The following is a 23,212-nucleotide window of genomic DNA, read 5'->3' on the forward strand; positions in this document are numbered from 1 at the left end:
AAATCACAAGGAAAGGCCTGTTGAGCACTGTCATCAGGCGCAGGCTTATGACAAACTTGAGCGTCGATCAGTCCGGGTGTTTTACCGGTCTTTACCGGGCTGAGGTTTTATTGTGTCATGGGTTAACAGAGTAAGAGGCTGATATGGAATGGAGCTGGCGCACCGTCATGATCCTGTTGGGATTGCTGGCGATGGTTATGATTCTGGTGGATGGTTTTCGGCGCATGCGGCGCGCACGTGCTGAAGCTCTGCGGCTGGATGTTTCGGACGATTTTAAATTTCCGGAAGAGGGTTACAACCCTGAGCTGCCCGGTGAAGTCCGTGTTGTCAGCCAGTCTCCTGTGGCAGAAACGCAACAACCCGAGGCGGGTTTCATCGCCCCGGACAATCCCCCCGAAGCCGGTTTGGGCGGCGAAAATCCGGCGCAGGAATTAGGCAATCTGTCGGCCTCTGATAATGAAGCGGATAACGTCTCTGACGCTTTCCCCGGTTTTTCTGCGCTGGATGATGAACCCCTGGCAGAAGTTGAACAAACCTCAGAGGCATCACAAGCAAGCAGTGCTGCCGAAGCGGAACAGCCACGGCCCGATTCTCCCCTGATCCCGAAAGCGAAACCGGTTAACCTGGATGAGCAGGTGCCGGTGTTACTGGATGTTGAAGAACTGGGTGATGAAACCGAGGTTGTGGCGGAAACGGCTGCGGTTACGCTGGCTGAACAAGACACTCAGGCAGAAGTGGAAACGTGCGCCGATGATTCTGAGTGCAGCACCTCACAGCCTGACAGCAGCGATGAACAGCTGGTTACAACCGTTGCAGCCGGCGTTGACGTCGGTGTGGCCGAAAGTGTGGCCGAAGATCCCGGAGTCATGGCGCAGAGTATTGAAGCGGATACTGATGCCGAGGTCGCAGAGGTGGCCGCTGAGCAGAATCCTCCTGCCCGGGATGAGGACGCAACCCCCGCGGATATTAACAGCCGTGAAAATGCGCTGGAATACATTGCCGAGCTGGAAGACCCTCAACAGATTAACGATCCTCATCTGGAGCAGGAAGCAGAGCCGGAAGACGTCAGCCGGGCGCTGAACGATACCAGCCGGATTATCACCCAGCCAGTGAACTTTGCCGGGCCGGATGCCGAGGTGCTGGCCCATCGCCCGGATGCCGAAGTGGTACTGGTGATTCATACGATTCCCCGCACGGAACAGGGCTTTAAAGGCAGTGATCTGATTTATTTATTTAACTCCTGCGATTTGCGTTACGGTGAAAAGAATATTTTTCACCGTTTCGAAGAGGCCGATGGCGCGGGCTGTGTGCAGTTTTCAGTTTCGCAGTGCCACGAGCCCGGCACCTTTGAACCGGCACGAATGGCCGATCAGTATTGCCGTGGCCTGAGTTTCTTTATGAGTCTGCCGGGTGCCCGGCGACCGCTGGAAGCCTACGAAGCCATGTATGAAATGGCGATGGTGGTCAGCCGTAACCTGAAAGCCGATATGCTGGACGAAAGCCTGAGTGCACTGACGCCACAAACGGTGGAAGCGAACCGCCAGGAAATTATGGACTTTGAACGTTATCAGCACCTGCTGCTGAAAAAACAGGGAGCGCTGTAACCTCAGCGCCTGCTTTACCCCAACCGGAATGATGGCCAAACGCCACTATGACTGAAAAAAATTCTCTTAATACCGCCGCAGACTCTGCGGCGGTTGACGTTTCGGCGCGTGCCCAGCAGTTGCGCGACGCTCTGAATCTTTATAACCATCAATATTATGTGCTGGATAATCCAACCGTACCGGATGCCGAATACGATCGTTTGTTGCGTGAGCTACAGGATATCGAAGGTGCCCGGCCAGAGCTGAAAACGCCGGATTCGCCGACTCAGAAAGTCGGGGCCACGCCGTTGTCGGCTTTCGATAATGTGACGCATGAAATGCCGATGTTATCGCTGGATAACGCCATGAATGCCACCGAATTTGCCGATTTTTATGCCCGCCTGCAGAAACAGCTGAATGATACCGGTGATGTTGAGCTGGTGTGTGAGCCAAAACTCGACGGCGCGGCCGTCAGTTTATTGTATCAAGACGGCGTGCTGATCCGCGCGGCAACCCGGGGTGATGGTGAAACCGGAGAAAATATTACCGATAACGTGCGCACCATTAATAATGTGCCGTTACGACTGTCGGGTGACTACCCGCAGCGGGTGGAAATTCGTGGTGAAGTGTATATGCCACTGGCCGGATTTGAAGCGTATAACCAGAAAGCGCTGGCTGCCGGTGGCAAGGTATTTGCCAATCCGCGTAATGCTGCCGCGGGTTCATTACGCCAGCTGGACTCAAAAATTACCGCCAGGCGGCCGCTGGAATTCTGTTCTTATGGCCTGGGTGTGGTCAGTGATGATTTTGCGCTGCCAGCCACATTAAGTGACATATTTCAGCAGATTCACAGCTGGGGCATCAAAATTAATCCGGAGCTGACGGTGGCCGGCAGCCTGGCTGAGGCGCAAGCGTTTTACGCCGGTCTGGGTGACAAACGTCACTCTTTGCCGTACGAAATTGATGGTACCGTATTTAAGGTAAATAACCTGGCATTACAGCAACGTCTTGGCTTTGTTGCCCGGGCACCACGCTGGGCGATTGCGTATAAATTTCCTGCCGTTGAACAAATGACCGAGCTGGAACAGGTGGATTTCCAGGTTGGGCGTACCGGCGCAATTACGCCGGTAGCGCGGTTAAAACCGGTTAAAGTGGCAGGTGTGGTGGTCAGTAATGCGACGCTGCATAACGCCGATGAAATAGCCCGGCTGGGTGTGAAAATTGGCGATACCGTCGTGATTCGTCGCGCAGGAGACGTGATTCCGCAGCTGGTGTCCGTGGTGCTGGATCGTCGCCCGGATAACGCGACCGATATCGTCTTTCCATCCCGCTGCCCGGTGTGTGATTCTCACATTGAGCGGGTCGAGGGTGAAGCGGTGGCCCGCTGTACCGGTGGTTTAATCTGTTCGGCGCAGCGCAAAGAAGCGATCAAACATTTTGTTTCGCGCAAAGCGCTGGATGTCGAAGGGTTGGGCGATAAGCTGATCGATCAGCTGGTGGAGCAACAGCTGATCGATTCAGTGGACGATTTGTTTCACCTGACGCTGGAGCAGCTGGCCGGGTTGGAACGGATGGCGGAAAAATCGGCGCAGAACGTGCTGGACGCGTTACAGGCGTCGAAAAAAACCACACTGGCGCGGTTTTTATACGCGTTGGGTATTCGTGAGGTCGGCACGGTGACGGCCAATAACCTGGCTTCTCATTTTGGTTTTTTACAGCGCATTATGGCGGCTGAAAAAGACGCGTTATTAGCGGTCAGTGATGTGGGTGATATCGTCGCCAGTCATATCGTTAATTTCTTTGCTGAGCCTCATAACCGCGACATTATTGAGCAACTTCAGGATGCCGGTGTTGCATGGCCGGAAGCGGAACCGCAGGGTCAGGATGACGACGCCCCTCTGGCCGGAAAAACAGCGGTGATTACCGGTACGCTGGCCAGCATGAGTCGCGATCAGGCGAAAGATTATCTGCAGCAGCTGGGAGCTAAAGTGAGTGGCAGTGTGTCGAAAAAAACCGATTTTCTGGTGGCCGGAGAAAAGGCCGGCAGCAAGCTGACCAAGGCACAGCAGCTGGAGGTAGAAGTGCTCGATAACGACGCCTTTATGGCGCTGTTAGATCAACACGGTATACAACACGACTGACGCGAGGACGACAATGGGGCGTTATATTCTGCTGCTATTCAGCCTGCTGGGGTTATCTGCCTGTACCGCGCCTCAGCCAAAAAATATTGGTGATGTGTGCGATATATTTGATGAATATTACGACTGGTATAACGCCTCAAAAGCGGTACAGAAAAAATACGGCGTTCCGGTGTCGGTCAGCATGGCGTTTATTCATCAGGAATCGAAATTTATTGGTGATAACCGCCCGCCACGCGAGTGGTTTTTATGGATTATTCCCGGCCCGCGGCCATCATCGGCTTATGGCTATGCTCAGGCGCTGGATGGTACCTGGGATGAATATCGCCGCCTCAGTGGTAACTGGGGGGCCGACCGCGACGAGTTTGAAGATGCGGTGGATTTTATTGGCTGGTATAACGCCCGCACCATTAAACGCACCGGCATTCCATCGCACGATGCGTACCGTCTGTATCTGGCGTATCACGATGGCGCTGGCGGTTATCTGCGCGGCAGCTATAAAAACAAACCCTGGTTAATTAAGGTGGCGAAGAAAGTTGAGCGCCGCGCAAAGTTGTATCAGCGCCAGCTGGTGCAGTGCCGGGAAGATCTGGAAAGCGGCTGGTTCTGGCGCACCTTATTTGGCCAGGAAAACCGCTATCTGCAACCGCCGCTGGGCTGAAGCTATGAATATAATGGCGCCAGCCCCGGCATCTGGCGATTGTTGGCAGTCAGCCGGTTGAGGCATTTCAGTAGTGCGGCCAAATCCGGTGTGTCACCGCACTGAGCGGCATACAGGCTGTTATCCAGTTGCCGCAATCCTTGTGTTAGCTGTGGCTCATTACAGCTCTGGCTGATCTGCTCCAGAGTGATCAGCTGCGGTTGTTGTAAGTGCAGCTGTGCCCAATGAATTAGAGCATGGCGGAAGCGGCCGGCGTCGTTCTGACGTGCTGCCTGTTGCAGCGCTTTCCAGTAATATTTTTCGTCATGCTCGTCACGTGGTGTTTTGTCATGCTGACTGTCTGTTTGTTGCTTGCTGTTCCATAACAGAAAACCCAGCACAAAATTGCTTAACAACAGCAGTGCTGAAATCAGGACCCAGATTCCCTGGCCGCCGGCAGGCGCTGCCTCTGCGCTGGCTCTGGTATTGTTTGCTGTACCGGCGGGCATGGCCGCAGCCTGGCTGGCGCTGACATCGATGGTACGTGCTGGCAACACGGCGTATTCAACACTGCCGAGCCGGGTATTCCACCAGGGGATACGAATTTCCGGCAGAATCAGCCGCCCGTCGCTGGTCGGTACGATGGCCAGCGACTGTTCCAGTACACCGGTGATGCCGTTTTTATCGATCTGATCGCTGTGTTCTGAACGATCCGGGTAATAGCGCAGTTTATCCACCACCGGCAGTGCTACGGCCGGTATCTGACTGCCTGCCAGGCCTTCCGCTTCAATGCGTATGGTGCGGGTAACCGGTTCACCCTGAACCCAGGGCTGTTGGTTGTCACGGCTGAAGGTTTCGCTGATTTTCAGCCGGTTGGCCGGTAACCAGGGAGCCTGAGGGTAGTTGTCCGGAATGGCGTTGACCTCAAGCCGGATTGGTTTGCTGGTCAGGTTGATCTGGCGGCCGCTGCTCCAGCGATCGTAGGGGTTGGGAACCCGGGCGCTGAAACGCTGGCCGGGAATCACCAGCTCGCCACTTTGTTCCGGAAAAATCGCAAAGTTACGTTCGTACACACCAAGCCGTTCACCGTCGATATTGACCTGATAAGAACGAACATCGCCCAGTGGCTCTACCCGGGCATCGGTGACCCGGAAGTCCGACAGCGACGGATCTTCCGGCATTACCCGGTAAAACAGTTTTTCGTGGTACAGAATTTGTCCCTGGACATACGCCGGCCCCTGACTGACTTCGATTTTGAAGAAAAAATCTTCCGCCAGTTTTTGTTTGGCCGCGGCGGATAACGGCGCCACCTGAATATCAATGGGCTGAGTGCGACTGCCGGCAAAGCTGAATGCCGGAATTGTCAGTGTACCGGTGCGTTTCGGCGCCAGTCGCAGTTGCCATTCGGTATAAGCGCCGCGTAAGGTGATTTGTGAGGCGCTGCGATTCAGCAAAATGCGGAAGTCCTGCTGCAGGGCAGAAAAATCGGGCTTTTTCAGGCCGGCGCTGTCACTGTAACGCACCATCAGCGTTAAGGTGTCGTCTTCACTGATGGCTTTACGGTCGACGGCCGCTGACAGAGTTGCCGCCTGGGCGGGCAGCGCCGCCAGTAACAACCAGCACAGCCAGACGCAGGTTAACCGGCTTACCATAGAACATCCTCCTCGGTTTCTGCCTGTTCCCGGGCTTGTTGCCGATACTGATACAGGAACTTTTGTTGTAATAAATTACCCGGGTCGTCCGGAATTCGGTTCAGCCATTGTTCCATGGCCTGCTGTTGTTCGCGCTCCGCCTGGCTCAGTGAGTTCTGGTTTTGGGCGGGGGAGTCGTTATCGCTGTCGCTGGTATCGTCCTCGTCCGTATCGGGACTGGTTTGTGCTGCTGTAGCCGGCTGCTGCTCGTCGGTACCAGATTGGGTGTCCTGTTGTTGCTTGTTTTCGTCCGGTTCTGCGGATGACGAGGCGCTGTCCGCCGACTGTTGCTCATCGTCGTTGCGGCTGGTTTGTGAACTCTTGTCGTCGGTCGGTTGTTGTTGTTGTTGTTGTTGTTGTTGTTGTTGTTGTTGTTGCGCAGCAGATGGCTCATTTTGTGGCGTACCCTGCTGCGCTTGCCCGTCCTGCGGTTGTGACTGAGACTGCTGTTGCTGTTGCTGTTGCTGTTGCTGTTGCTTTAAAGCCTGCTCGGTAATGGCTTTGTTTTTTTGTGCAGCGGCAAAATCCGGTTGTTGTGCCAGAGCTTCTTCATAAGCTGCCAGCGCCTGTTCCAGTTGCCCGGCCTGGGCCAGCGCATTGCCATAGTTGTAGCGTCCGGCTGCGCTGTGGTTATTGGCAAACGCCTGCGCTGCCTGCTGATAATCCCCTGCCTGATAGGCGGCTACGCCGCGCCAGTCGTCGTTTTCGAAACGTTGTGCCGCAGCGGCCGGATCCTGTGCTAACAGACTGGCACCTTGCTGGTCGGGGGTTTGCCACAGGTTTTGCCAGACAGTTGCAGCGCTGGAGGAGGAATCGCTCTGAGCTGCCTGCAGCTCAGAGGGGCTGGTTATCAGTGTCATCCCCAGTGCCATCGGCAACACAAAAACCACTCCCCGGCGGAACGGAATCAGTGCCAGGGGTAATACCAGAAACAGCAGCCAGTAACCCTGATCCTGCCACTGGTCAAATTCGGTTTGGCCGGCGTGGTACTGGCCGGGGTCGTCTGTCACCCGATCACGCAGCAGGGTTTGCCAGTCAGCATCGTCGTAACGCAGTGGTTGCCAGTCGATGCTGAGTTCTGAAGCCAGCGCCTGAATCGGCGCCAGATCCAGTTGCGGCAGAACAATCGTGCCCTGGCCATCGCGCAGAAAACCACTGTTGGGCATGGCGATCGGGGCACCCTCGGCGGTGCCGACGGCAATAATGCTGAGATCAAAGCGCTGAGCATCGTACACCTTGCGGATGCGCTGAATGTCTTTGTTGATGATGCCATCGGTGATCAGCAATAACTGCGCGCGGTTAATACCACTGTCGCTGACCAGTTGCTGTGCCAGGGCAATGGCTTTATCCGGCCGGCTGCCGGGTTTCGGCATGATATACGGCGATAGCGATGGCAACAGGTTCTCGATGGTGTCGCGGTCATCGGTCAGCGGGGTGACGGTATGGGCGTCGCCGGAATAACTGACCAGGGCCGTCAGGCCATCCTGGCGCAAGCGCAGAATGTCGGTGACTTTCTGAATCGCACGGGTAGCACGGTCGGGTTTAACGTCCTGAGCACCCATGGATAACGACATATCCAGCAGAATGACCAGTGCATCCTGATTTTTACTGGCGGGTGCCGCTACCTTTTCCCAGCTGGGGCCGGCCAATGCCAGGCTGGCCAGTAGCCAGGCTGATAAAATCAGCCACAGTGAACGACCGTTGTGGCTCTGCAATGAACGATCCAGTACGTGTGGCAATAAATGCTCGTCGATAACCCCGGCCCAGTGGCCGGCATTCAGGCGGCGTTTCAGCAACAGGAAAAACAGCAACAGTGCCGGAAGTAACAACAGCAACCAGGCCGGACGTAAAAAATGAAACTGGCTGAGCAACTCCATGGTTATTGGCCCCCTTTACTGCCACGCCACCAGTGGCCGAGTGGTGGTTGTTGTAACGCCAGCAACAGGCTGGCAATAAACGCCAGCAGCAGTGGCCAGTGATACAGGTTTTGCTGCGGGCGGTATTTTTGTGGGTCCTGTTCGGTGGGTTCCAGCTCGTCGATCAGCTGGTAAATCTGTTGCAGTTCCTGACTGTTGCGGGCGCGGAAAAAGTGGCCGCCGGTACTGTCAGCGATCTGTTGCAGGCTTTGTTCATCGAGGTCGCGTGACGGGTTGACCCGCCGGGTACCAAAAAAGCTGGGGACTTCCATCACGTCGGCACCCAGGCCGACAGTGTAGATTTTTACCTGATAATGGGCAGCCAGTTCGGCGGCTTTTAAAGGTTCCACTTCGCCGGCGGTATTGGCGCCATCCGTTAACAATATCATTACCCGGCTGCTTTCCGGATTGGCTTTCAGGCGCTTAATGGTCAGGCCGATGGCGTCGCCGATGGCGGTTTCTTTACCGGCCAGGCCAATCTGAGCTTCGTTCAGGAATTGCTGCACGGTATGGCTGTCGAAGGTCAGCGGAGCCTGCAGATAGGCGCCGGAACCAAACAATACCAGCCCGAGGCGATCGCCCTGGCGCTGATCAATAAAGTCATTAACCACTTCTTTGACCAGCTGCAGACGATTAACCGGACGCTGCTGCCACTGCATATCTTCAATCTGCATGCTGCCGGAAATATCCACGGCCAGCATCAGGTCGCGGCCGCTGGCCGGTACCTGAACCACCTCGCCGCTGTGGTACGGGCGGGCCAGCGCTGTCAGCAGTGCTACCCAGGTCAGCAGTGGTAACAGCCAGTGCTGCCAGCCTGGCTGACGGTTATGGCTGGCAGCACCTGGTGTTTGCTGCCAGGGCAGCAGAGACGGTACTTTCAGCGCCGCCTGTTGCACCCGGGCCGGTGGCATAAATCCACGCACAATCCAGGGCAGGGGTAATAACAGAAATGCCCAGGGCCAGTGCCATTCCATCAGTTGGCCTCCGCTAGATGTTTGGCTGCGGCACGGCGCAACCAGCGCTGACAACTCTGATGCAGAGCGGTGCCGTCGAGATCGGGTAATTGTTGTGGCTGGCAATACAAACCGTGTGTCAGCGCATCTGCCAGCGGCTGCGTGAATACCGGCTGCCCGGTGCTTTGGTTCAGGAAGGTCAGCCACTGCTCGCCGTGCAGCGCTAACGCGGACGGAAAACGTTGCCGGCAATAACGTTTAAGAATCTGATTACACTGTTGCAACAGTTGCTGATCGTCGCGCTGCTTCTGCCAGCTGAGGTAGGCCTGACGCAACAGCTGTTGTGCCTGGCGCCGGTCGCGTTGCTGGTGGATATAACGCCAGCCAGCGTATATCAGGGCGGCCAGTAACAACAGGCAGAGTAACAATAATATCCACCAGCCGGGTGCCGGCGGCCACCAGCTGATTGCTGCCGGGTTGGATAACGCTTCCAGCGGTAACGGCGGGTTGCTTACGCCCGGCTGAGGGACTAGCGCTTGCTGGGGTTGCATCAGCGGCGTCCTCCGTTGAGACCCAGCCCTTGTCGTAAGGCGCTGAGTGGTTCATCACTGGTGGCAATTTCCAGTAATGGCACCTTTAACCGCAACATATAGTGTTGCAGTTGTTGCCGTTGTTGCTGATAAGCCTGTTGATGTGCTTCCCGACTGGTGTGGGAATAACTGTCGAGGATAATTTTTTGCCTGCCATCCGTCAGGTTGTACAGCCCCGGGGGTGGCAGTTGCGCTTCCATCGGATCGTATAGCCGAATGGCGCTGATGTCGCTGTGGCGACTGACGCTGAATAACTGGCGTTCACACTCATCATCAAAGCCGAGCCAGTCGCTGATAAAATATACCGCACTGCCGGGGCGCACAATGCGGCGCAGATGGCGACACATCTGCTGCATGCGCTGCTGGCCATCCGCCGGGGCAGATGCCGGCATATCGGCCAGCTGATGCAGCAGTTGTAATACCTGTTTGCGGCCGGTTTTCGGCCGCAGATCCTGTTCCTGCTGATCGTTAAAAATCAGCCCGCCGGTGCGATCGCCATTGGCCAGTGCTGCCCAGGCCAGCAGAGCGCTGATATCCGCTGCTAAGACATCTTTTAACGTCTGCCGGGTACCGAAGTGCATGTTGGCGCGCAGGTCACAGACGATCAGTACCGGCCGTTCCCGTTCTTCGCGAAACAGTTTGATATGCGGATCGCCGGTACGGGCGGTGACCCGCCAGTCCATCGCCCGGATATCATCACCGGGCTGGTAATTCCGCACTTCTGAAAAATCAATACCACGGCCACGAACCGCTGAAGTGTGGCTGCCGCTGAGATCATTCAGAATACGTTTCTGCTTCGCCAGTGGCAGTTGTCGCGCGAGCTCACGCAGTCCGACCAGGTTGGCTGGCAGAATATCGGCACCGTTGGAAAACCCTGTGTGCGTGTTCATCATCAGCCCACGGCAACGCGCTGAATCAGCTGATTGATCACTTTATTGGCGTTCATGCCGCTGGCTTCGGCTTCAAAGCTGAGCAGCAGGCGGTGACGCAACACGTCGTGTAATACGGCCTGGACGTCATCCGGGCTGACAAAATCCCGGCCATGTAACCAGGCGTGGGCGCGGGCGCAACGATCGAGGGCAATAGTGCCGCGTGGGCTGGCGCCGTATTCGATCCAGCTGGCCAGATCATCGCCATAAGCGGCGGGCTGGCGGGTGGCCATAATCAGCTGCACGATATATTGCTCAACCGGTTCGCTCATGTGTAACCGTAACGCTTGTTTGCGGGCACTGAAGATATCTTCGGCGGCCAGCTTGAGGATGTCGGCAGCTGGCTGCTGTAATGCTTCACCGCGCGCCAGACGTAAAATCTGCTGTTCGGCAGCCGCGTCGGGGTAATCAATGACGACGTGCATCAGGAAGCGGTCGAGCTGTGCTTCCGGCAGCGGGTAAGTACCTTCCTGTTCAATCGGGTTCTGGGTTGCCATCACCAGAAACAGTTCGGGTAATGCCCGGGTGACGCCGGCAACGGTTACCTGACGTTCTGCCATGGCTTCCAGCAGGGCACTCTGAACCTTGGCTGGTGCACGGTTAATTTCGTCGGCCAGAATCAGGTTGTGGAACACCGGGCCGGCCTGAAAGTCGAAAGTCTGTTGTTGCGGCCGGTAAATCTCAGTCCCTGTGATATCACCGGGTAACAGGTCGGGGGTGAACTGAATGCGTTTAAAATCCCCTTCGATGCGATCGGCCAGCGCATTGATCGCTTTGGTTTTTGCCAGCCCCGGGGCGCCTTCAACCAATAAATGACCGTCGGCTAATAAACTGATAATCAGACGTTCCACCAGATGGGGCTGGCCAATGATCTGCTGTTGCAGTGATTCCTTCAGTTGCGCGAATCCCTGTTGTAATGACATCGATCTCGCTTCCTAATACTTTGATTTAGCAATGATTTTATTGAATTAACCGCAACGGTCAACGCTATTGGCCCGGCTTGAGGTGAAAGATTCGTCGAACGCCGTAAAGGAGCGTAAAGAGCGCCGCGGGCACAGCATATTTGCGCACTGGTAACAGTCCGCACGGGTAACAAGCTGCTACGCTTAACAGGAACTCTGTAGCGCACAAGGAAACCGGCATGTTAACCGCCCTGCACCAATTGATCAGCGAACGAAACGAAGAACCCCAGGCTGAGCTGTTACGCGATTTTTCGACTTTATATTATTCAGCCGCGCCGATGGAGGAGTTGCTCGCCCGTTCGGTGGAAGATGTGTACGGTGCCACCTTGTCCTGCTGGCAACTGATTCAGAGCCGTAAACCCGGTGAAGCCAAAGTCCGGGTGCTGAATCCGGATTATGAAAACTACGGCTGGCAATGCCTGCATACCGTGATCGAAATTGTATGTGACGATATGCCGTTTCTGGTGGACTCGGTACGTATGGAACTGAATCGCCGCCAGATGTCACTGCACGCTATTCATTATTGTGTGCTGGAAGCGGAGCGTGATAAAAGCCATAAGCTGCTGGCCAGCAAAGACGAGCAGGGAGCACGCTGGATCAGCGCCAGCAAAAAAAGCCGTCCTGAAGCCATTATTTATATTGAAATTGATCATCACTCGGACACCCAGACACTGGAAGATCTGACCACCGAGTTATTGTCTGTATTGTCAGAAGTACAGCACTGTGTGGCTGATTATCCGGCCATTCTGGAAAAAACCGAGCAGGGGCTGGCACTGATTGATGGCAGCAACAGCTTCAGTGCGGCAGAGAAGAAACAGGCAAAAGCCTTTATTCAGTGGCTGAAAAGTGATCATTTTACCTTTCTTGCCTACGACGAGTTTGATATCCGGCGCGGTAAAAAAGGTCTGGAGGCATTTCGTCAGGATGATCAGGATCTGGGGGTGTTCCGGTTCCGTAATAACGATAAAACCCGGGTTGAGCTACAGGAGCTGGACCCGGATGTGCAGCACTTTATTGAACAGAAAAAACTGATCAGTTTTCTTAAGTCCGGTACCCGCAGCCGGGTTCATCGCCCGGCGTATCCAGATTATGTGGTGATTAAACAGTTTAACGATGACGGGGAGCTGACCGGCATCCTGCGTTTTGTCGGTTTGTACACGTCCATCGTTTATATTGAAACGCCGAATAATATTCCCATCATTCGTGAAAAGCTGAAAGAAGTACGGCGTCTGTCCGGCTTTGCCGGGCACAGTCACAGCGCCAAAGAACTGGACCGAATTCTGGAAGTTTACCCCCGCGATGAATTGTTACAGTCCAATGCGCGTGAGCTGGCTGATACGGCGGTAGCGATTCTCAATATTCAGGAACGGCGTCAGAGCCGGGTGTTTTTGCGCAAGGACCCATACAGTAAGTTTTTATCCTGCCTGACCTATATCCCACGCGATATTTACAACACTGAATTGCGGGAAAAAATGCAGCAGGTGCTGGAATCGGAGTTTGAACCGCTGGATGTGGAGTTTAATACTTATTTTTCTGAGTCGATTCTGGCCCGGACCCATTTTATGGTGCGTCTGAATCCGGAAAAATCGTCCGATTTTGATGCCACCCTGATTGCCAAAAAAATTACCCAGGTGGTGCGTTCCTGGCAGGACGACTTACACGCAGCGCTGATTGAACAGGTCGGCGAAGAAAAGGGCAATCATCAGTTCCATCGCTACCGCGAGGCGTTTCCGGCGGGTTATCGTGAGAATTTTACCGCCCGTACAGCGGTGACGGATATCCAGCATATGGAAAATCTGCAGACGCTGGACAGCGGCGAGCTGGCCATGAGTTTTTATCGTGAACTGGAAGAAGAATCCGGCCAGTTGCGTTTTAAACTGTTTAACCGCGATACCATTTTACCTTTGTCGGATGTGATTCCGGTGCTGGAGAATCTGGGGTTACGGGTGTTGGGTGAACACCCGTATGAAATTCACCTGGCGGACGGTGGAAAAATCTGGATTCATAATTTCCTGCTGAAATACGATCTGGCCGATGCCATTAATATCACCGACGTTAAAGGCCTGTTTCAGGATTCTTTTCGTGCTATCTGGCTGGGCAAAGCGGAAAACGACAGCTTTAACCGTTTGGTGCTGGGCGCTCAGCTGGGCTGGCGGGACATCGCCATCCTGCGCGGTTACGCCCGTTATATGAAGCAGATCCGGTTTGGTATCTCTGAGTCCTATATTGCCGAAACCCTGGGGCGTTATATTCCGATCAGTGCCGGGCTGGTGGATTTGTTTCATCAGCGTTTTGGTTTGTCGGACGTCAGTGCGGAGCAGCGTCAGCAACGACTGGAAGCTTGTGAACAAACCTTAATAGAAGCACTTGATAATGTTGATCAGCTGAATGAAGACCGCACCATCCGCCGTTACATCGAGCTGATCCACGCTACTTTACGGACGAACTTCTTCCAGCCCGATCAAAACGGCCAGGCGAAAGATTATATCGCCTTTAAAATGAATCCGGCCGACATCTCAGAAATGCCACTGCCACGGCCCATGTTTGAGATTTTTGTTTATTCTCCCCGGGTGGAAGGGGTGCATCTGCGTGGCGGTAAAGTCGCCCGGGGTGGTTTGCGCTGGTCGGACCGCAGTGAAGATTTCCGCACCGAGGTGCTGGGTCTGGTAAAAGCGCAGCAGGTAAAAAATGCGGTTATTGTACCTGTGGGGGCCAAGGGTGGCTTTGTTGCCAAACAGTTGCCGAAAGAGGGTGGTCGTGATGCCTTTATGGCCGAAGGCATTGGTTGTTATCAGACCTTTATCAGCGCGCTGCTGGATGTGACAGATAATCTGGTGGAAGGTCAGGTGGTGCCGCCGCAGTGTGTTGTTCGCCATGATGCCGATGACCCTTATCTGGTGGTTGCGGCTGACAAAGGTACGGCAACATTTTCCGATATTGCCAATGAAATTGCTGTCAGCCGGGGTTTCTGGATGGGCGATGGTTTTGCCTCCGGTGGTTCCATTGGTTACGACCATAAAAAAATGGGCATTACTGCCCGGGGCGCCTGGGTATCGGTACAGCGCCATTTCCGCGAGCAGGGGCATAACGTTCAGCAGCAGGATTTTTCGGTGGTGGGCATCGGCGATATGGCCGGTGATGTGTTTGGTAATGGTATGTTGTTGTCTGACCACATCTGCCTGGTTGCGGCCTTTAATCATATGCATATTTTTATCGATCCGACACCGGATGCCGCCAGCAGCTTTGCCGAGCGGAAGCGGTTGTTCGACTTGCCGCGATCAACCTGGGCTGATTACGAAAAAACACTGATCTCCAAAGGGGGCGGGGTTTTCTCCCGGGCGGCTAAAAGTATTCCGGTATCTGCGGAAATGAAACAGGTGTTTGGTATCAGTGCGGATCGTCTGCCGCCGAATGAACTGATCAGTGCGTTGTTAAAAGCACCGGTCGATCTGATCTGGAACGGCGGCATCGGTACCTATATTAAAGCCAGCAGTGAAACTCACGCCGATGTGGGTGACAAAGCCAACGATGCGTTGCGCATTGATGCCCGCGATGTACGTGCCAAAGTGATTGGTGAGGGCGGGAATCTTGGGGTGACCCAGCTGGCCCGGATTGAATATGGTTTACAGGGCGGTGCCTCCTATACCGACTTTATTGATAATGCTGCCGGGGTTGACTGTTCCGACCACGAAGTGAACATCAAAATCATGCTCAACGAAATTCTTGATGCCGGTGATCTGACCCGCAAGCAGCGCAATCAGATTTTTATGTCGATGACCGATCAGGTCGCTGAGCTGGTGTTGCAGAATAACTATCGCCAGACCCAGGCGATTGCCTTAGCACACCGGGATTGTCAGCAACGGCTGGACGAATATGTTCGCCTGATGCGGGATTATGAACAAAGCGGCAAGCTGAACCGGGCGCTGGAGTTTTTGCCGGATGAAGAAACGCTGACGGAGCGCCGGGCGGCGTCTCAGGGATTAACCCGGCCCGAGTTGTCAGTGCTGATTTCCTATACTAAGGCCGATTTAAAAGAGCGGCTGAATCATCCCGATATCTGCCGCGACGGTTATATCTCCGGTATTTTAACCACGGCATTTCCTCAAACCCTGGCGCAACAGTTTGCCGAACCTATGTACAAGCATCGCTTGCGCAGTGAGATCATAGCCACTCAGCTGGCTAATGATATGGTGAATTATATGGGCATTACGTTTGTTAATCGCCTCAGTGATTCCACCGGTGCCAGTGTCAGTGATATTGCCCGGGCGTACCTGACAGCACGTGATATTTTCTCTCTGCCGGAATGCTGGCAGCAGATCGCTGAGCTGGATTACCAGATAGACGCGACCCTGCAGGAAGATATGATGGCGGATCTGATGCGTCTGGTAAGGCGTGGCAGTCGCTGGTTCCTGCGTAATCGTCGCGCCAGTGTTGATATCGCAGCGGAAGTTGATAAGTTCCGTGAGGCGGTGAAAAACATTATGACGTCGCTGGGCGATATTCTGAAAGGCGATGAGCTGGAAAGCTGGCAGCGCCTTTATGAACAACGGGTGGCGGCGGGTGTGCCGCAGGATCTGGCATCGATTACTGCTGGCGCAGCAAATCTGTATTCGGCATTAGGGATTATTGAGGTTGCTGAACAGAGTTGCACCGACGTCAACCTGGTGGCGGAAACCTATTTTGAAATGGGAGATCAGCTGTCGCTCAGCTGGTTTATGCAGCAGATTAATGCTTTGCCGTCGCCCAGCCACTGGGAAGGGCTGGCGCGTGAGACCCTGCGTGATGACCTCGACTGGCAGCAGCGGGCTCTGGCCGAAGGCGTGTTAGGGCTGTTGCAGCAGGAAGGTGACCTGGCGGCGGCGATTGGAGCCTGGGAACAGGAGCAGGCAGCACTGCTGGGGCGCTGGAATCGTATGTTAACCGAGCTTAAAAATGTCGACAGCGTGGAATTTCCCATGGTGTCAGTGGCATTACGGGAGCTGCTCGATCTGGCGCAGGCCAGTCGTCATCATAAGGTATGTGACGAACTATAACCTGGCATAACAAAGCCCGTTGGCGTTATCAACGCACAACGGGCTTTGCATTATTTAAGGCGGGTTACTGAAAGCGTTGTTCGATTTCTTTCAGGTGCATCAGGATGCGGTCGTTATAACTGACCACCAGAAACGGTACGGTGTTTTTGTTGTAGTTCTTCACTGATTCGGCCATAAACTTCCATTTGCTGTCGATGCTTTTCAGAATGTTGTCGACTTTTTTACCACGTAACATGCCACGCAGCTCGCCCAGGCCTGCCTGAAATTCATCAGCCATCTGTTCCAGCGAGCGTTCTGAATTACCCATAAATACCTGGCCCAGGTTGGTGGTGCCACGAGCGGCGTACTGTGAGGTAATTTCTTCCATGATCAATGACAGACGGCGGGCCTGTTGCACAATAGGAGAAGGCTGAATACCACTGCTTTGCTGCAGTTGATCGTAGGTTTCGGTTACTTTTTTGACGATGTCGATATTGGCGCGGTCCATTTCATCAACCAGCCGGACATTGGGAAAGCCCCGGGTCAGCATGTCGTTGCGGTTGTCTGATAATAACCTGGTAAATCCGCTCCAGTCTGAGGTGATAGCCGCCAGCTCATCGCTGACGCCATTGGCAATGGCCAGTTCGGTGGCATTGGCCAGCGCGGTTTCAAAGGTTTCCCGTGCCTGCTGCATGCGGCGATCGTATTTTGCATCGGCATCGAGGCCGGTAAACATATAAAAATTGGTCACCACTTCGGTAGAGGAAAGCCGCATCTGCTGCAATTCAGACATCAGTTGTTGCGGAGTGGCATGGGTCAATTGCGCCAGCAGGCTGAGCGCCAGCATCAGGGTTGCTCGGAACATAGTGCTTATCACCACCGTCTTTTTTTTGTTTTTGGAATGACTGTATTGCCGCTGAGTTTATGGGATATGACCCGGAATGCCCTAGAGGGTGTTACAAATGATTACAAAATTGCCTGGCGGATTTATCCCGGCTGAACGTCTGGCCGGCTTTGGCTAAGGCTCAGGAAGGAGCTTTTGCGGTCAATCTATTGACTTTCCCCCGTCTTTGAACGAAGGTGTGCACCACGGATTCAAACGCTCGTATGAATCGACCGTTTAACAGCAGTGACGGTCAGGGCGTTGGTTCAATCACAAGCAAAATGCTGGTTCCGTTTCAGACGGATCAGCTCAAGCTAACCCAAGTGGAGATCAGTTGATGATTTACGAAGGTAAAGCCATCACGGTAAATATGATCGAAGGCGGTATCGCCGAATTAAAATTCGATCTGCAAGGCGACTCAGTTAACAAGTTTAACCGTGTTACTTTGGAAGACCTGAAGGCTGCAGTTGAAGCGATTCAAGGTAACAGCGACGTTAAAGGTGTACTGGTAACTTCCGGTAAAGATTGCTTTATCGTTGGTGCAGACATCACCGAATTCGGCGATGCGTTCAAAAACAGCGAAGAAGAAATCGCAGCATGGGTAGCGGAAGCAAACGTTATTTTTAACGCTTTCGAAGACCTGAACGTTCCGACTCTGACTGCTATCAACGGCATCGCCCTGGGTGGCGGTTTCGAAATGTGTCTGGCGTCTGACCTGCGTGTTATGTCTGAAGCAGCCAAAGTCGGTCTGCCGGAAGTGAAACTGGGTCTGATGCCTGGTTTTGGCGGTACTGTTCGTCTGCCACGTGTGGTTGGTGCTGATAATGCGATCGAATGGATCTGCATGGGCGCTGAAAACAAGCCAGCTAAAGCGCTGAAAGACGGTGCGGTTGATGCCGTGGTTGCTGCAGACAAACTGCGTGATCAGTCTATCGCTATGCTGCAATCTGCCATTGCTGGTGAAATCAACTGGCAGGCTCGCCGCGAAGAGAAAACCTCTAAGTTGCAGCTGAACAGCATGGAACAAATGATGGTTTTCGAAACCGCCAAAGGTTTCGTTGCCGGTCAGACCAAGGGTCAATACCCTGCGCCAATCCTGGCGATCAAAACCATGCAGAAAGCAGCCAATGCCGGTCGTGATAAGGCACTGGAAGCAGAAGCAAAAGGTTTTGCAAAACTGGCTAAAACTACTGAGTCCGAAGCTCTGATTGGTCTGTTCCTGAACGACCAGCTGCTGAAGAAAAAAGCCAAAGATTATGACAAAGCCGCTAAGCCAACCAACAAGGCTGCTGTTTTGGGTGCAGGCATCATGGGCGGTGGTATTGCATACCAGTCTGCTCTGAAAGGCACACCAATCATGATGAAAGATATCGCTGAAGCCGGTATCGAGCTGGGCCTGAACGAAGCTAACAAGCTGCTGGCCAAGCGTGTTGAGAAGAAGAAGATGAAGCCGCTGGCAATGGGTGAAACCCTGAACCGCATTCGTCCGACTCTGTCTTATGCAGAATTTGGTGATGTTGACACTGTGGTAGAAGCAGTTGTTGAGAATCCAAAAGTTAAGAAAATGGTTCTGGCTGAGCTGGAAGACAAGGTGTCTGAAGACACCATCGTGACGTCTAACACCTCGACCATTTCTATCGACCTGCTGGCTGAAGATCTGAAGCGTCCGGAAAACTTCCTGGGTATGCACTTCTTCAACCCGGTTCATATGATGCCTCTGGTGGAAGTAATCCGTGGTAAGAAAACGTCTGAAGAAGCCGTTGCTACCGTTGTTGCTTACGCTAAGAAAATGGGTAAAACCCCAATCGTTGTAAACGATTGCCCGGGCTTCCTGGTTAACCGTGTTCTGTTCCCTTACTTTGCTGGTTTTGCTGGTCTGGTGCGTGATGGCGCTGACTTCCAGGCTGTAGACAAAGTGATGGAGAAGTTCGGCTTCCCAATGGGTCCTGCCTACCTGCTGGACGTTGTGGGTATCGACACCGGTGTTCACGCTAACGAAGTGATGGCTGAAGGTTTCCCTGACCGTATGAAGGCTGACTTCAAAACGGCAATGGAAGTGATGTTCGAAAACGAGCGTTACGGCCAGAAGAACAACATCGGTTTCTACAAGTACGAAACTGATCGTAAAGGCAAGCCGAAGAAAGTGGTTGATGAGCAGACTTACGAGCTGATCAAACCGGTTGTTGCCGACAGCAAAGAATTTGACGCTGAAGAAATCATCGCTCGCTGCATGATTCCAATGTGTATCGAAGTAGCCCGCTGCATCGAAGAAGGCATCGTTGAGACGCCAAACGAAGCCGATATGGGTCTGATCTTCGGTATTGGTTTCCCTCCATTCCGTGGTGGTGCATGTCGTTACATGGACACTGTGGGTATGGCCGAATTTGTTGCTCTGTGCGACAAGTACGCTGACCTGGGCAACCTGTACAAACCAACCGATCGCATGCGTGAAATGGCTGCGAACGGCGAAAGCTACTTCGGTTAATTAGCGCATTAGGAGAATTTAACTATGTCTTACAATCCAAGAGACGTTGTTGTTGTTGACGCAGTGCGCTCACCAATGGGTCGTTCCAAAGGTGGTGTATTCCGCAACGTACGTGCAGAGACTATTTCTGCAAACCTGATCAATGCCATGTTCGAGCGCACCGGTGTTAACCCGGCGCTGGTTGAAGATGTGATCTGGGGTTGTGTAAACCAGACTCTGGAACAGGGTTTCAACGTTGCTCGTCAGATCTCTCTGACCACCGTTGTACCAAAAGAAGCGGGTGCACAAACCGTTAACCGTCTGTGTGGTTCAGCGATGTCTGCTATTCACACTGCGGCTCAGGCAATTCAGACCGGTAACGGTGATGTATTTGTGGTTGGTGGTGTTGAGCACATGGGTCATGTGAACATGCAACACGGCTTCGATCACAACCCGGAGTCTTCTAAGTACTTCGCTAAAGCATCCAACATGATGGGTCTGACGGCGGAAATGCTGGGCAAAATGCACGGTATTTCACGTCAGCAACAGGATGAGTTCGCCGCGCGTTCTCACCGTCGTGCTCACGCAGCAACCCTGAACGGCGACTTCAAAAACGAAATCGTACCTATGTACGGTCACGATGCTGATGGCAAAGAAATCCTGGTAACCGAAGATGAAACCATTCGTCCGGAAACCACAGCAGAAAGCCTGGGTAACCTGCGTCCGGCATTCGATCCTAAGAGCGGTACCGTAACAGCTGGTACTTCTTCTCAGATCACCGACGGTGCGTCTGCCATGCTGCTGATGAGCTACGAAAAAGCTCAGGAACTGGGTCTGAAGCCACGTGCCCGTATTCTGGGTATGGCGGTTGCCGGTGTTGATGCTGCGATCATGGGTTACGGTCCGGTTCCTGCGACCAAAAAAGCACTGAAACGTGCTGGCCTGGACGTAACTGACATCGATTACTGGGAACTGAACGAAGCGTTTGCTGCTCAGTCTCTGCCATGTGTTAAAGATCTGAAGCTGACGGACATCGCTGAAGACCGTATTAACATCCACGGCGGTGCTATCGCTCTGGGTCACCCGCTGGGTTGTTCCGGTGCGCGTATCTCTACTACTCTGATCAACGTATTAGAGCAGAAAGATGCGAAATACGGCGTATCGACCATGTGTATTGGTTTAGGCCAGGGTATCGCGACCGTTTGGGAAAGAATGTAACGAACTACTGCGCTCAGCTGGCCTTTGTTAAAGACCATCTCGCAATGTGACCGCCAGGGATGGTGGAAATGCAGATTTTGCAGGAGCAAAAATCAGCCTCATGTAGAACTTCTACACTCCGCTTGCTCAATGGCCTTGGCCTCGGTCAGCTGTCGCTCGTTACGTTCGTATCCGCGAAGTGATACAGATAAAAAAACCGGCTTAATTGCCGGTTTTTTTATGTCCTTCATCCCGTCTGAAACGCACAGCGGTTGAGTCACTGAGTGGTTTGTGCTGACATGGCCGCATGACCATTCTGATCGCCTTATCATCCGCTGTGTGCTGGTCGGTATTTGACCTCAAACGTAAACAGCTGGTTGAACATATCCCCTCGTTGCAGTTGAGCTGGTTCCTGGCGCTGGCGGTACTGCCACTGTATCTGCTGTTAAACGCTCTGAGCTGGCCGGCCTGGCCACAATCATCCTACTGGTACCCGGCACTGGGCAGTTTGTTGGTGTCGACGCTGGCGGCGGTGTGTTTTATTGAAGCATTACGTGTCGGGCAGATTGCCAGGCTGGTGCCGTTGCTGGCGTTAACACCAGTGATTGCGGCTCTGTTTGGCTTTTTCTGGTTACAGCAGTCGCTGGCGCCGCGTGAATGGTTAGCAGGAGCGGCGGTGGTCGTACTGTTGTTTCTGCTGAATGGTGGTGGGCAGGACTTTCAGCCCGGCCCGGGCGCCACACTGATGTTGCTGGTGGCGCTGGGATGGGGCAGTGGCACGGTGTTCGATAAGCTGGCGCTGCAATCGGCATCGCCGTTATTACACGCGTTATTACAAACCAGTGGCATGGTGTTGCTGCTGGGTGTGCTGATTGTTCTGCGACGTCTGCCATTGGCACTCAAAGCGCTGCGCCAGCAGCGTGCTGCTCTGTTGCTGGCGGCGTTATTTTTCTGTGCGGCGGTGTCTCTGCAACTGCTGGCATTACGTGAACTGCACCCCGGGATCATCGAAGCGCTGAAGCGCGGTCTGGGAATTGTGGGTGCCTTGTTATGGGGGTGGCTGTTTTTTGCTGAACGAATCGGTCGTCAGCAAATGGTTCTGGCCGCTCTCCTGGTTGTCGCCATTGTGGTACTGGTTTGGCCTTAGGATTGGTTAAACGGCATGTACCGGCAGGTAAATGGCTAAAGCGCAAAAGCCGACCAATAACAGACCAGCCAGGCCACTGATGTAATGTTCCGTTGTCATAGTGAGTCTCCTTTGTGAAGTCAGCGCAGATGACTGTATGACATATCCAAATCATTGTAAATGATAATTGATCTCATATGTGAAATTAATGCTTCTGTCGTTCCGGATCGGTTTCTTCGATCAGCTGGCGTAAAAAAGCAGGCAGGTGCGGGCTGAGCTGATTTAACCGTGTGGACGTGTGCTTAAAGCGTCGGCGTAACACAATCAGCCAGCGCCGGACGGCGGGGACTACACTGACCAGAATCGACAGCCCAATCAGAATGCTCAGCAGGCCAAATGGGATAGGCAATGGTGTGATCAGAATGCCGAGCAGCAACAGCAGTATACCCACAGTCAGTTTTGCACTACGCTTGATCATTCTTTGAAATTCACCGGCAAAATGCAGCATCCTGGCACGCCGTTATTGCGATTAAGTGACGCTGCCGGCCTGTTATTATTATCAGAAGACACATGACTGACCCTGTTAAAAAACCATTGCCTAAGCGTAGCCTGCTGATCACCCCGGAAGGGGAGCAACAGCTGCAACAGGAACATGACTATTTATGGCGTGAAGAACGTCCGCGTGTAACACAGCAGGTTTCTGATGCAGCCAAGCTGGGTGACCGCTCGGAAAATGCCGAATACATTTACGGTAAAAAGCGATTACGCCAGATTGATAGCCGGTTGCGCTTTTTGCGTAAACGGCTGGAAGCTCTGACCGTGATTGACCGTAAGCCTGCCAATCTGGAAAAGGTGTATTTTGGCGCCTGGATTGAACTGGAAGACGATGATGAACAGTTATACCGTTATCGTATCGTCGGTGAGGATGAAATTGACCTGAAGCGTGGCTATATCAGCGTGGATGCTCCGCTGGCACGTGGCCTGATGGGTAAAACACTGGACGAAGAGGTTGAGGTACGCCTGCCAAAAGGGCTTGAAAGTTATTACATCGTTGCCGTTCATTATGATAAGCCTGACTGGGACAGCGGTCAGCCGGCAGGGCATCGTTGGGCAGATAATCACTGAGCG

The 23,212-nt window shown here is 53.6% G+C and carries 16 protein-coding genes; 8 read left to right on the forward strand and 8 right to left on the reverse strand.

The genetic code is table 11. The features are described from left to right. Positions 1-143: 143 nt before the first annotated feature. Genes ACFOMG_RS06275 through ACFOMG_RS06285 form a run of 3 tightly spaced genes read left to right on the forward strand, consistent with a single transcriptional unit; the run spans position 144 to position 4,382 of the window. Positions 144-1,604 carry a cell division protein ZipA gene (locus tag ACFOMG_RS06275; RefSeq protein WP_376865472.1) on the forward strand — a complete coding sequence of 487 codons (1,461 nt, stop codon included), beginning with the start codon at positions 144-146 and terminating at the stop codon, positions 1,602-1,604. A 47-nt stretch (positions 1,605-1,651) separates the two neighbouring features. Further along, positions 1,652-3,724, forward strand: a complete 2,073-nt coding sequence (gene ligA / locus ACFOMG_RS06280) for an NAD-dependent DNA ligase LigA (RefSeq protein ID WP_376865473.1) — start codon at positions 1,652-1,654, stop codon at positions 3,722-3,724. 13 nt (positions 3,725-3,737) lie between these two features. Further along, the gene (locus ACFOMG_RS06285) at positions 3,738-4,382 is read left to right on the forward strand and encodes a transglycosylase SLT domain-containing protein (RefSeq protein WP_376865475.1); all 645 of its coding nucleotides are present in this window, start codon (positions 3,738-3,740) and stop codon (positions 4,380-4,382) included. Between the two features lie 2 nt (positions 4,383-4,384). On the opposite strand, the gene ACFOMG_RS06290 is transcribed toward ACFOMG_RS06285, so the two are convergent. The 6 genes from ACFOMG_RS06290 to ACFOMG_RS06315 are packed head-to-tail and all read right to left on the reverse strand — an operon-like array spanning position 4,385 to position 11,363. Further along, positions 4,385-6,013: a BatD family protein gene (locus tag ACFOMG_RS06290; RefSeq protein WP_376865476.1), complete on the reverse strand. Its 1,629-nt coding sequence runs from the start codon at positions 6,011-6,013 to the stop codon at positions 4,385-4,387. Next, positions 6,007-7,929, reverse strand: a complete 1,923-nt coding sequence (locus ACFOMG_RS06295; protein ID WP_376865477.1) for a vWA domain-containing protein — start codon at positions 7,927-7,929, stop codon at positions 6,007-6,009. The genes ACFOMG_RS06290 and ACFOMG_RS06295 overlap by 7 nt, the downstream gene beginning before the upstream one ends. 2 nt (positions 7,930-7,931) lie before the next feature. Continuing rightward, positions 7,932-8,942: a vWA domain-containing protein gene (locus tag ACFOMG_RS06300; protein ID WP_376865479.1), complete on the reverse strand. Its 1,011-nt coding sequence runs from the start codon at positions 8,940-8,942 to the stop codon at positions 7,932-7,934. After that, complete coding sequence (locus ACFOMG_RS06305; protein WP_376865481.1) at positions 8,942-9,472, reverse strand: DUF4381 domain-containing protein; 531 nt, start codon at positions 9,470-9,472, stop codon at positions 8,942-8,944. The genes ACFOMG_RS06300 and ACFOMG_RS06305 overlap by 1 nt, the downstream gene beginning before the upstream one ends. After that, positions 9,472-10,404 (reverse strand): DUF58 domain-containing protein, encoded by a 933-nt coding sequence (locus ACFOMG_RS06310; RefSeq protein ID WP_376865482.1) that lies wholly within the window; start codon positions 10,402-10,404, stop codon positions 9,472-9,474. The genes ACFOMG_RS06305 and ACFOMG_RS06310 overlap by 1 nt, the downstream gene beginning before the upstream one ends. Then, on the reverse strand, positions 10,404-11,363 hold the full coding sequence (locus tag ACFOMG_RS06315; RefSeq protein WP_376865483.1) for an AAA family ATPase: 960 nt from the start codon (positions 11,361-11,363) through the stop codon (positions 10,404-10,406). The genes ACFOMG_RS06310 and ACFOMG_RS06315 overlap by 1 nt, the downstream gene beginning before the upstream one ends. A 218-nt stretch (positions 11,364-11,581) precedes the next feature. On the opposite strand from ACFOMG_RS06315, the gene ACFOMG_RS06320 reads away from it, so the two are divergent. Beyond that, positions 11,582-16,435, forward strand: a complete 4,854-nt coding sequence (locus ACFOMG_RS06320; protein ID WP_376865484.1) for an NAD-glutamate dehydrogenase — start codon at positions 11,582-11,584, stop codon at positions 16,433-16,435. A gap of 64 nt (positions 16,436-16,499) precedes the next feature. Here ACFOMG_RS06320 and ACFOMG_RS06325 read toward each other — a convergent pair whose 3' ends face one another. After that, positions 16,500-17,279: a hypothetical protein gene (locus ACFOMG_RS06325; RefSeq protein WP_376865485.1), complete on the reverse strand. Its 780-nt coding sequence runs from the start codon at positions 17,277-17,279 to the stop codon at positions 16,500-16,502. Between the two features lie 355 nt (positions 17,280-17,634). On the opposite strand from ACFOMG_RS06325, the gene fadB reads away from it, so the two are divergent. The 3 genes from fadB to ACFOMG_RS06340 all read left to right on the forward strand — a co-directional run bounded on the left by fadB (position 17,635) and on the right by ACFOMG_RS06340 (position 22,105). Then, positions 17,635-19,782 (forward strand): fatty acid oxidation complex subunit alpha FadB, encoded by a 2,148-nt coding sequence (gene fadB / locus ACFOMG_RS06330; RefSeq protein ID WP_376865487.1) that lies wholly within the window; start codon positions 17,635-17,637, stop codon positions 19,780-19,782. A 24-nt stretch (positions 19,783-19,806) separates the two neighbouring features. Then, a complete protein-coding gene (fadA, locus tag ACFOMG_RS06335) occupies positions 19,807-20,979 on the forward strand; it encodes an acetyl-CoA C-acyltransferase FadA (RefSeq protein ID WP_376865488.1) in 1,173 nt (390 codons plus the stop codon). A gap of 286 nt (positions 20,980-21,265) precedes the next feature. Further along, entirely contained in the window at positions 21,266-22,105 is an 840-nt protein-coding gene (locus ACFOMG_RS06340; RefSeq protein WP_376865489.1) for an SMR family transporter, read from the forward strand. Between the two features lie 184 nt (positions 22,106-22,289). On the opposite strand, the gene ACFOMG_RS06345 is transcribed toward ACFOMG_RS06340, so the two are convergent. Further along, positions 22,290-22,562 (reverse strand): PGPGW domain-containing protein, encoded by a 273-nt coding sequence (locus tag ACFOMG_RS06345; protein ID WP_376865491.1) that lies wholly within the window; start codon positions 22,560-22,562, stop codon positions 22,290-22,292. 92 nt (positions 22,563-22,654) lie between these two features. On the opposite strand from ACFOMG_RS06345, the gene greB reads away from it, so the two are divergent. Continuing rightward, a complete protein-coding gene (gene greB / locus ACFOMG_RS06350) occupies positions 22,655-23,209 on the forward strand; it encodes a transcription elongation factor GreB (RefSeq protein ID WP_376865493.1) in 555 nt (184 codons plus the stop codon). Positions 23,210-23,212: the final 3 nt, after the last annotated feature.

This window comes from Bacterioplanoides pacificum, assembly GCF_042648445.1.
Taxonomy (GTDB): Bacteria; Pseudomonadota; Gammaproteobacteria; order Pseudomonadales; family Oceanobacteraceae; genus Bacterioplanoides; species Bacterioplanoides pacificum.

Coding starts and splice junctions, on each gene's coding strand:
- ACFOMG_RS06275 (WP_376865472.1), top strand. CDS start 144: ATGGAATGGAGCTGGCGCACCGTCATGATCCTGTTGGGATTGCTGGCG.
- ligA (WP_376865473.1), top strand. CDS start 1,652: ATGACTGAAAAAAATTCTCTTAATACCGCCGCAGACTCTGCGGCGGTT.
- ACFOMG_RS06285 (WP_376865475.1), top strand. CDS start 3,738: ATGGGGCGTTATATTCTGCTGCTATTCAGCCTGCTGGGGTTATCTGCC.
- ACFOMG_RS06290 (WP_376865476.1), bottom strand. CDS start 6,013: ATGGTAAGCCGGTTAACCTGCGTCTGGCTGTGCTGGTTGTTACTGGCG.
- ACFOMG_RS06295 (WP_376865477.1), bottom strand. CDS start 7,929: ATGGAGTTGCTCAGCCAGTTTCATTTTTTACGTCCGGCCTGGTTGCTG.
- ACFOMG_RS06300 (WP_376865479.1), bottom strand. CDS start 8,942: ATGGAATGGCACTGGCCCTGGGCATTTCTGTTATTACCCCTGCCCTGG.
- ACFOMG_RS06305 (WP_376865481.1), bottom strand. CDS start 9,472: ATGCAACCCCAGCAAGCGCTAGTCCCTCAGCCGGGCGTAAGCAACCCG.
- ACFOMG_RS06310 (WP_376865482.1), bottom strand. CDS start 10,404: ATGATGAACACGCACACAGGGTTTTCCAACGGTGCCGATATTCTGCCA.
- ACFOMG_RS06315 (WP_376865483.1), bottom strand. CDS start 11,363: ATGTCATTACAACAGGGATTCGCGCAACTGAAGGAATCACTGCAACAG.
- ACFOMG_RS06320 (WP_376865484.1), top strand. CDS start 11,582: ATGTTAACCGCCCTGCACCAATTGATCAGCGAACGAAACGAAGAACCC.
- ACFOMG_RS06325 (WP_376865485.1), bottom strand. CDS start 17,279: ATGTTCCGAGCAACCCTGATGCTGGCGCTCAGCCTGCTGGCGCAATTG.
- fadB (WP_376865487.1), top strand. CDS start 17,635: ATGATTTACGAAGGTAAAGCCATCACGGTAAATATGATCGAAGGCGGT.
- fadA (WP_376865488.1), top strand. CDS start 19,807: ATGTCTTACAATCCAAGAGACGTTGTTGTTGTTGACGCAGTGCGCTCA.
- ACFOMG_RS06340 (WP_376865489.1), top strand. CDS start 21,266: ATGACCATTCTGATCGCCTTATCATCCGCTGTGTGCTGGTCGGTATTT.
- ACFOMG_RS06345 (WP_376865491.1), bottom strand. CDS start 22,562: ATGATCAAGCGTAGTGCAAAACTGACTGTGGGTATACTGCTGTTGCTG.
- greB (WP_376865493.1), top strand. CDS start 22,655: ATGACTGACCCTGTTAAAAAACCATTGCCTAAGCGTAGCCTGCTGATC.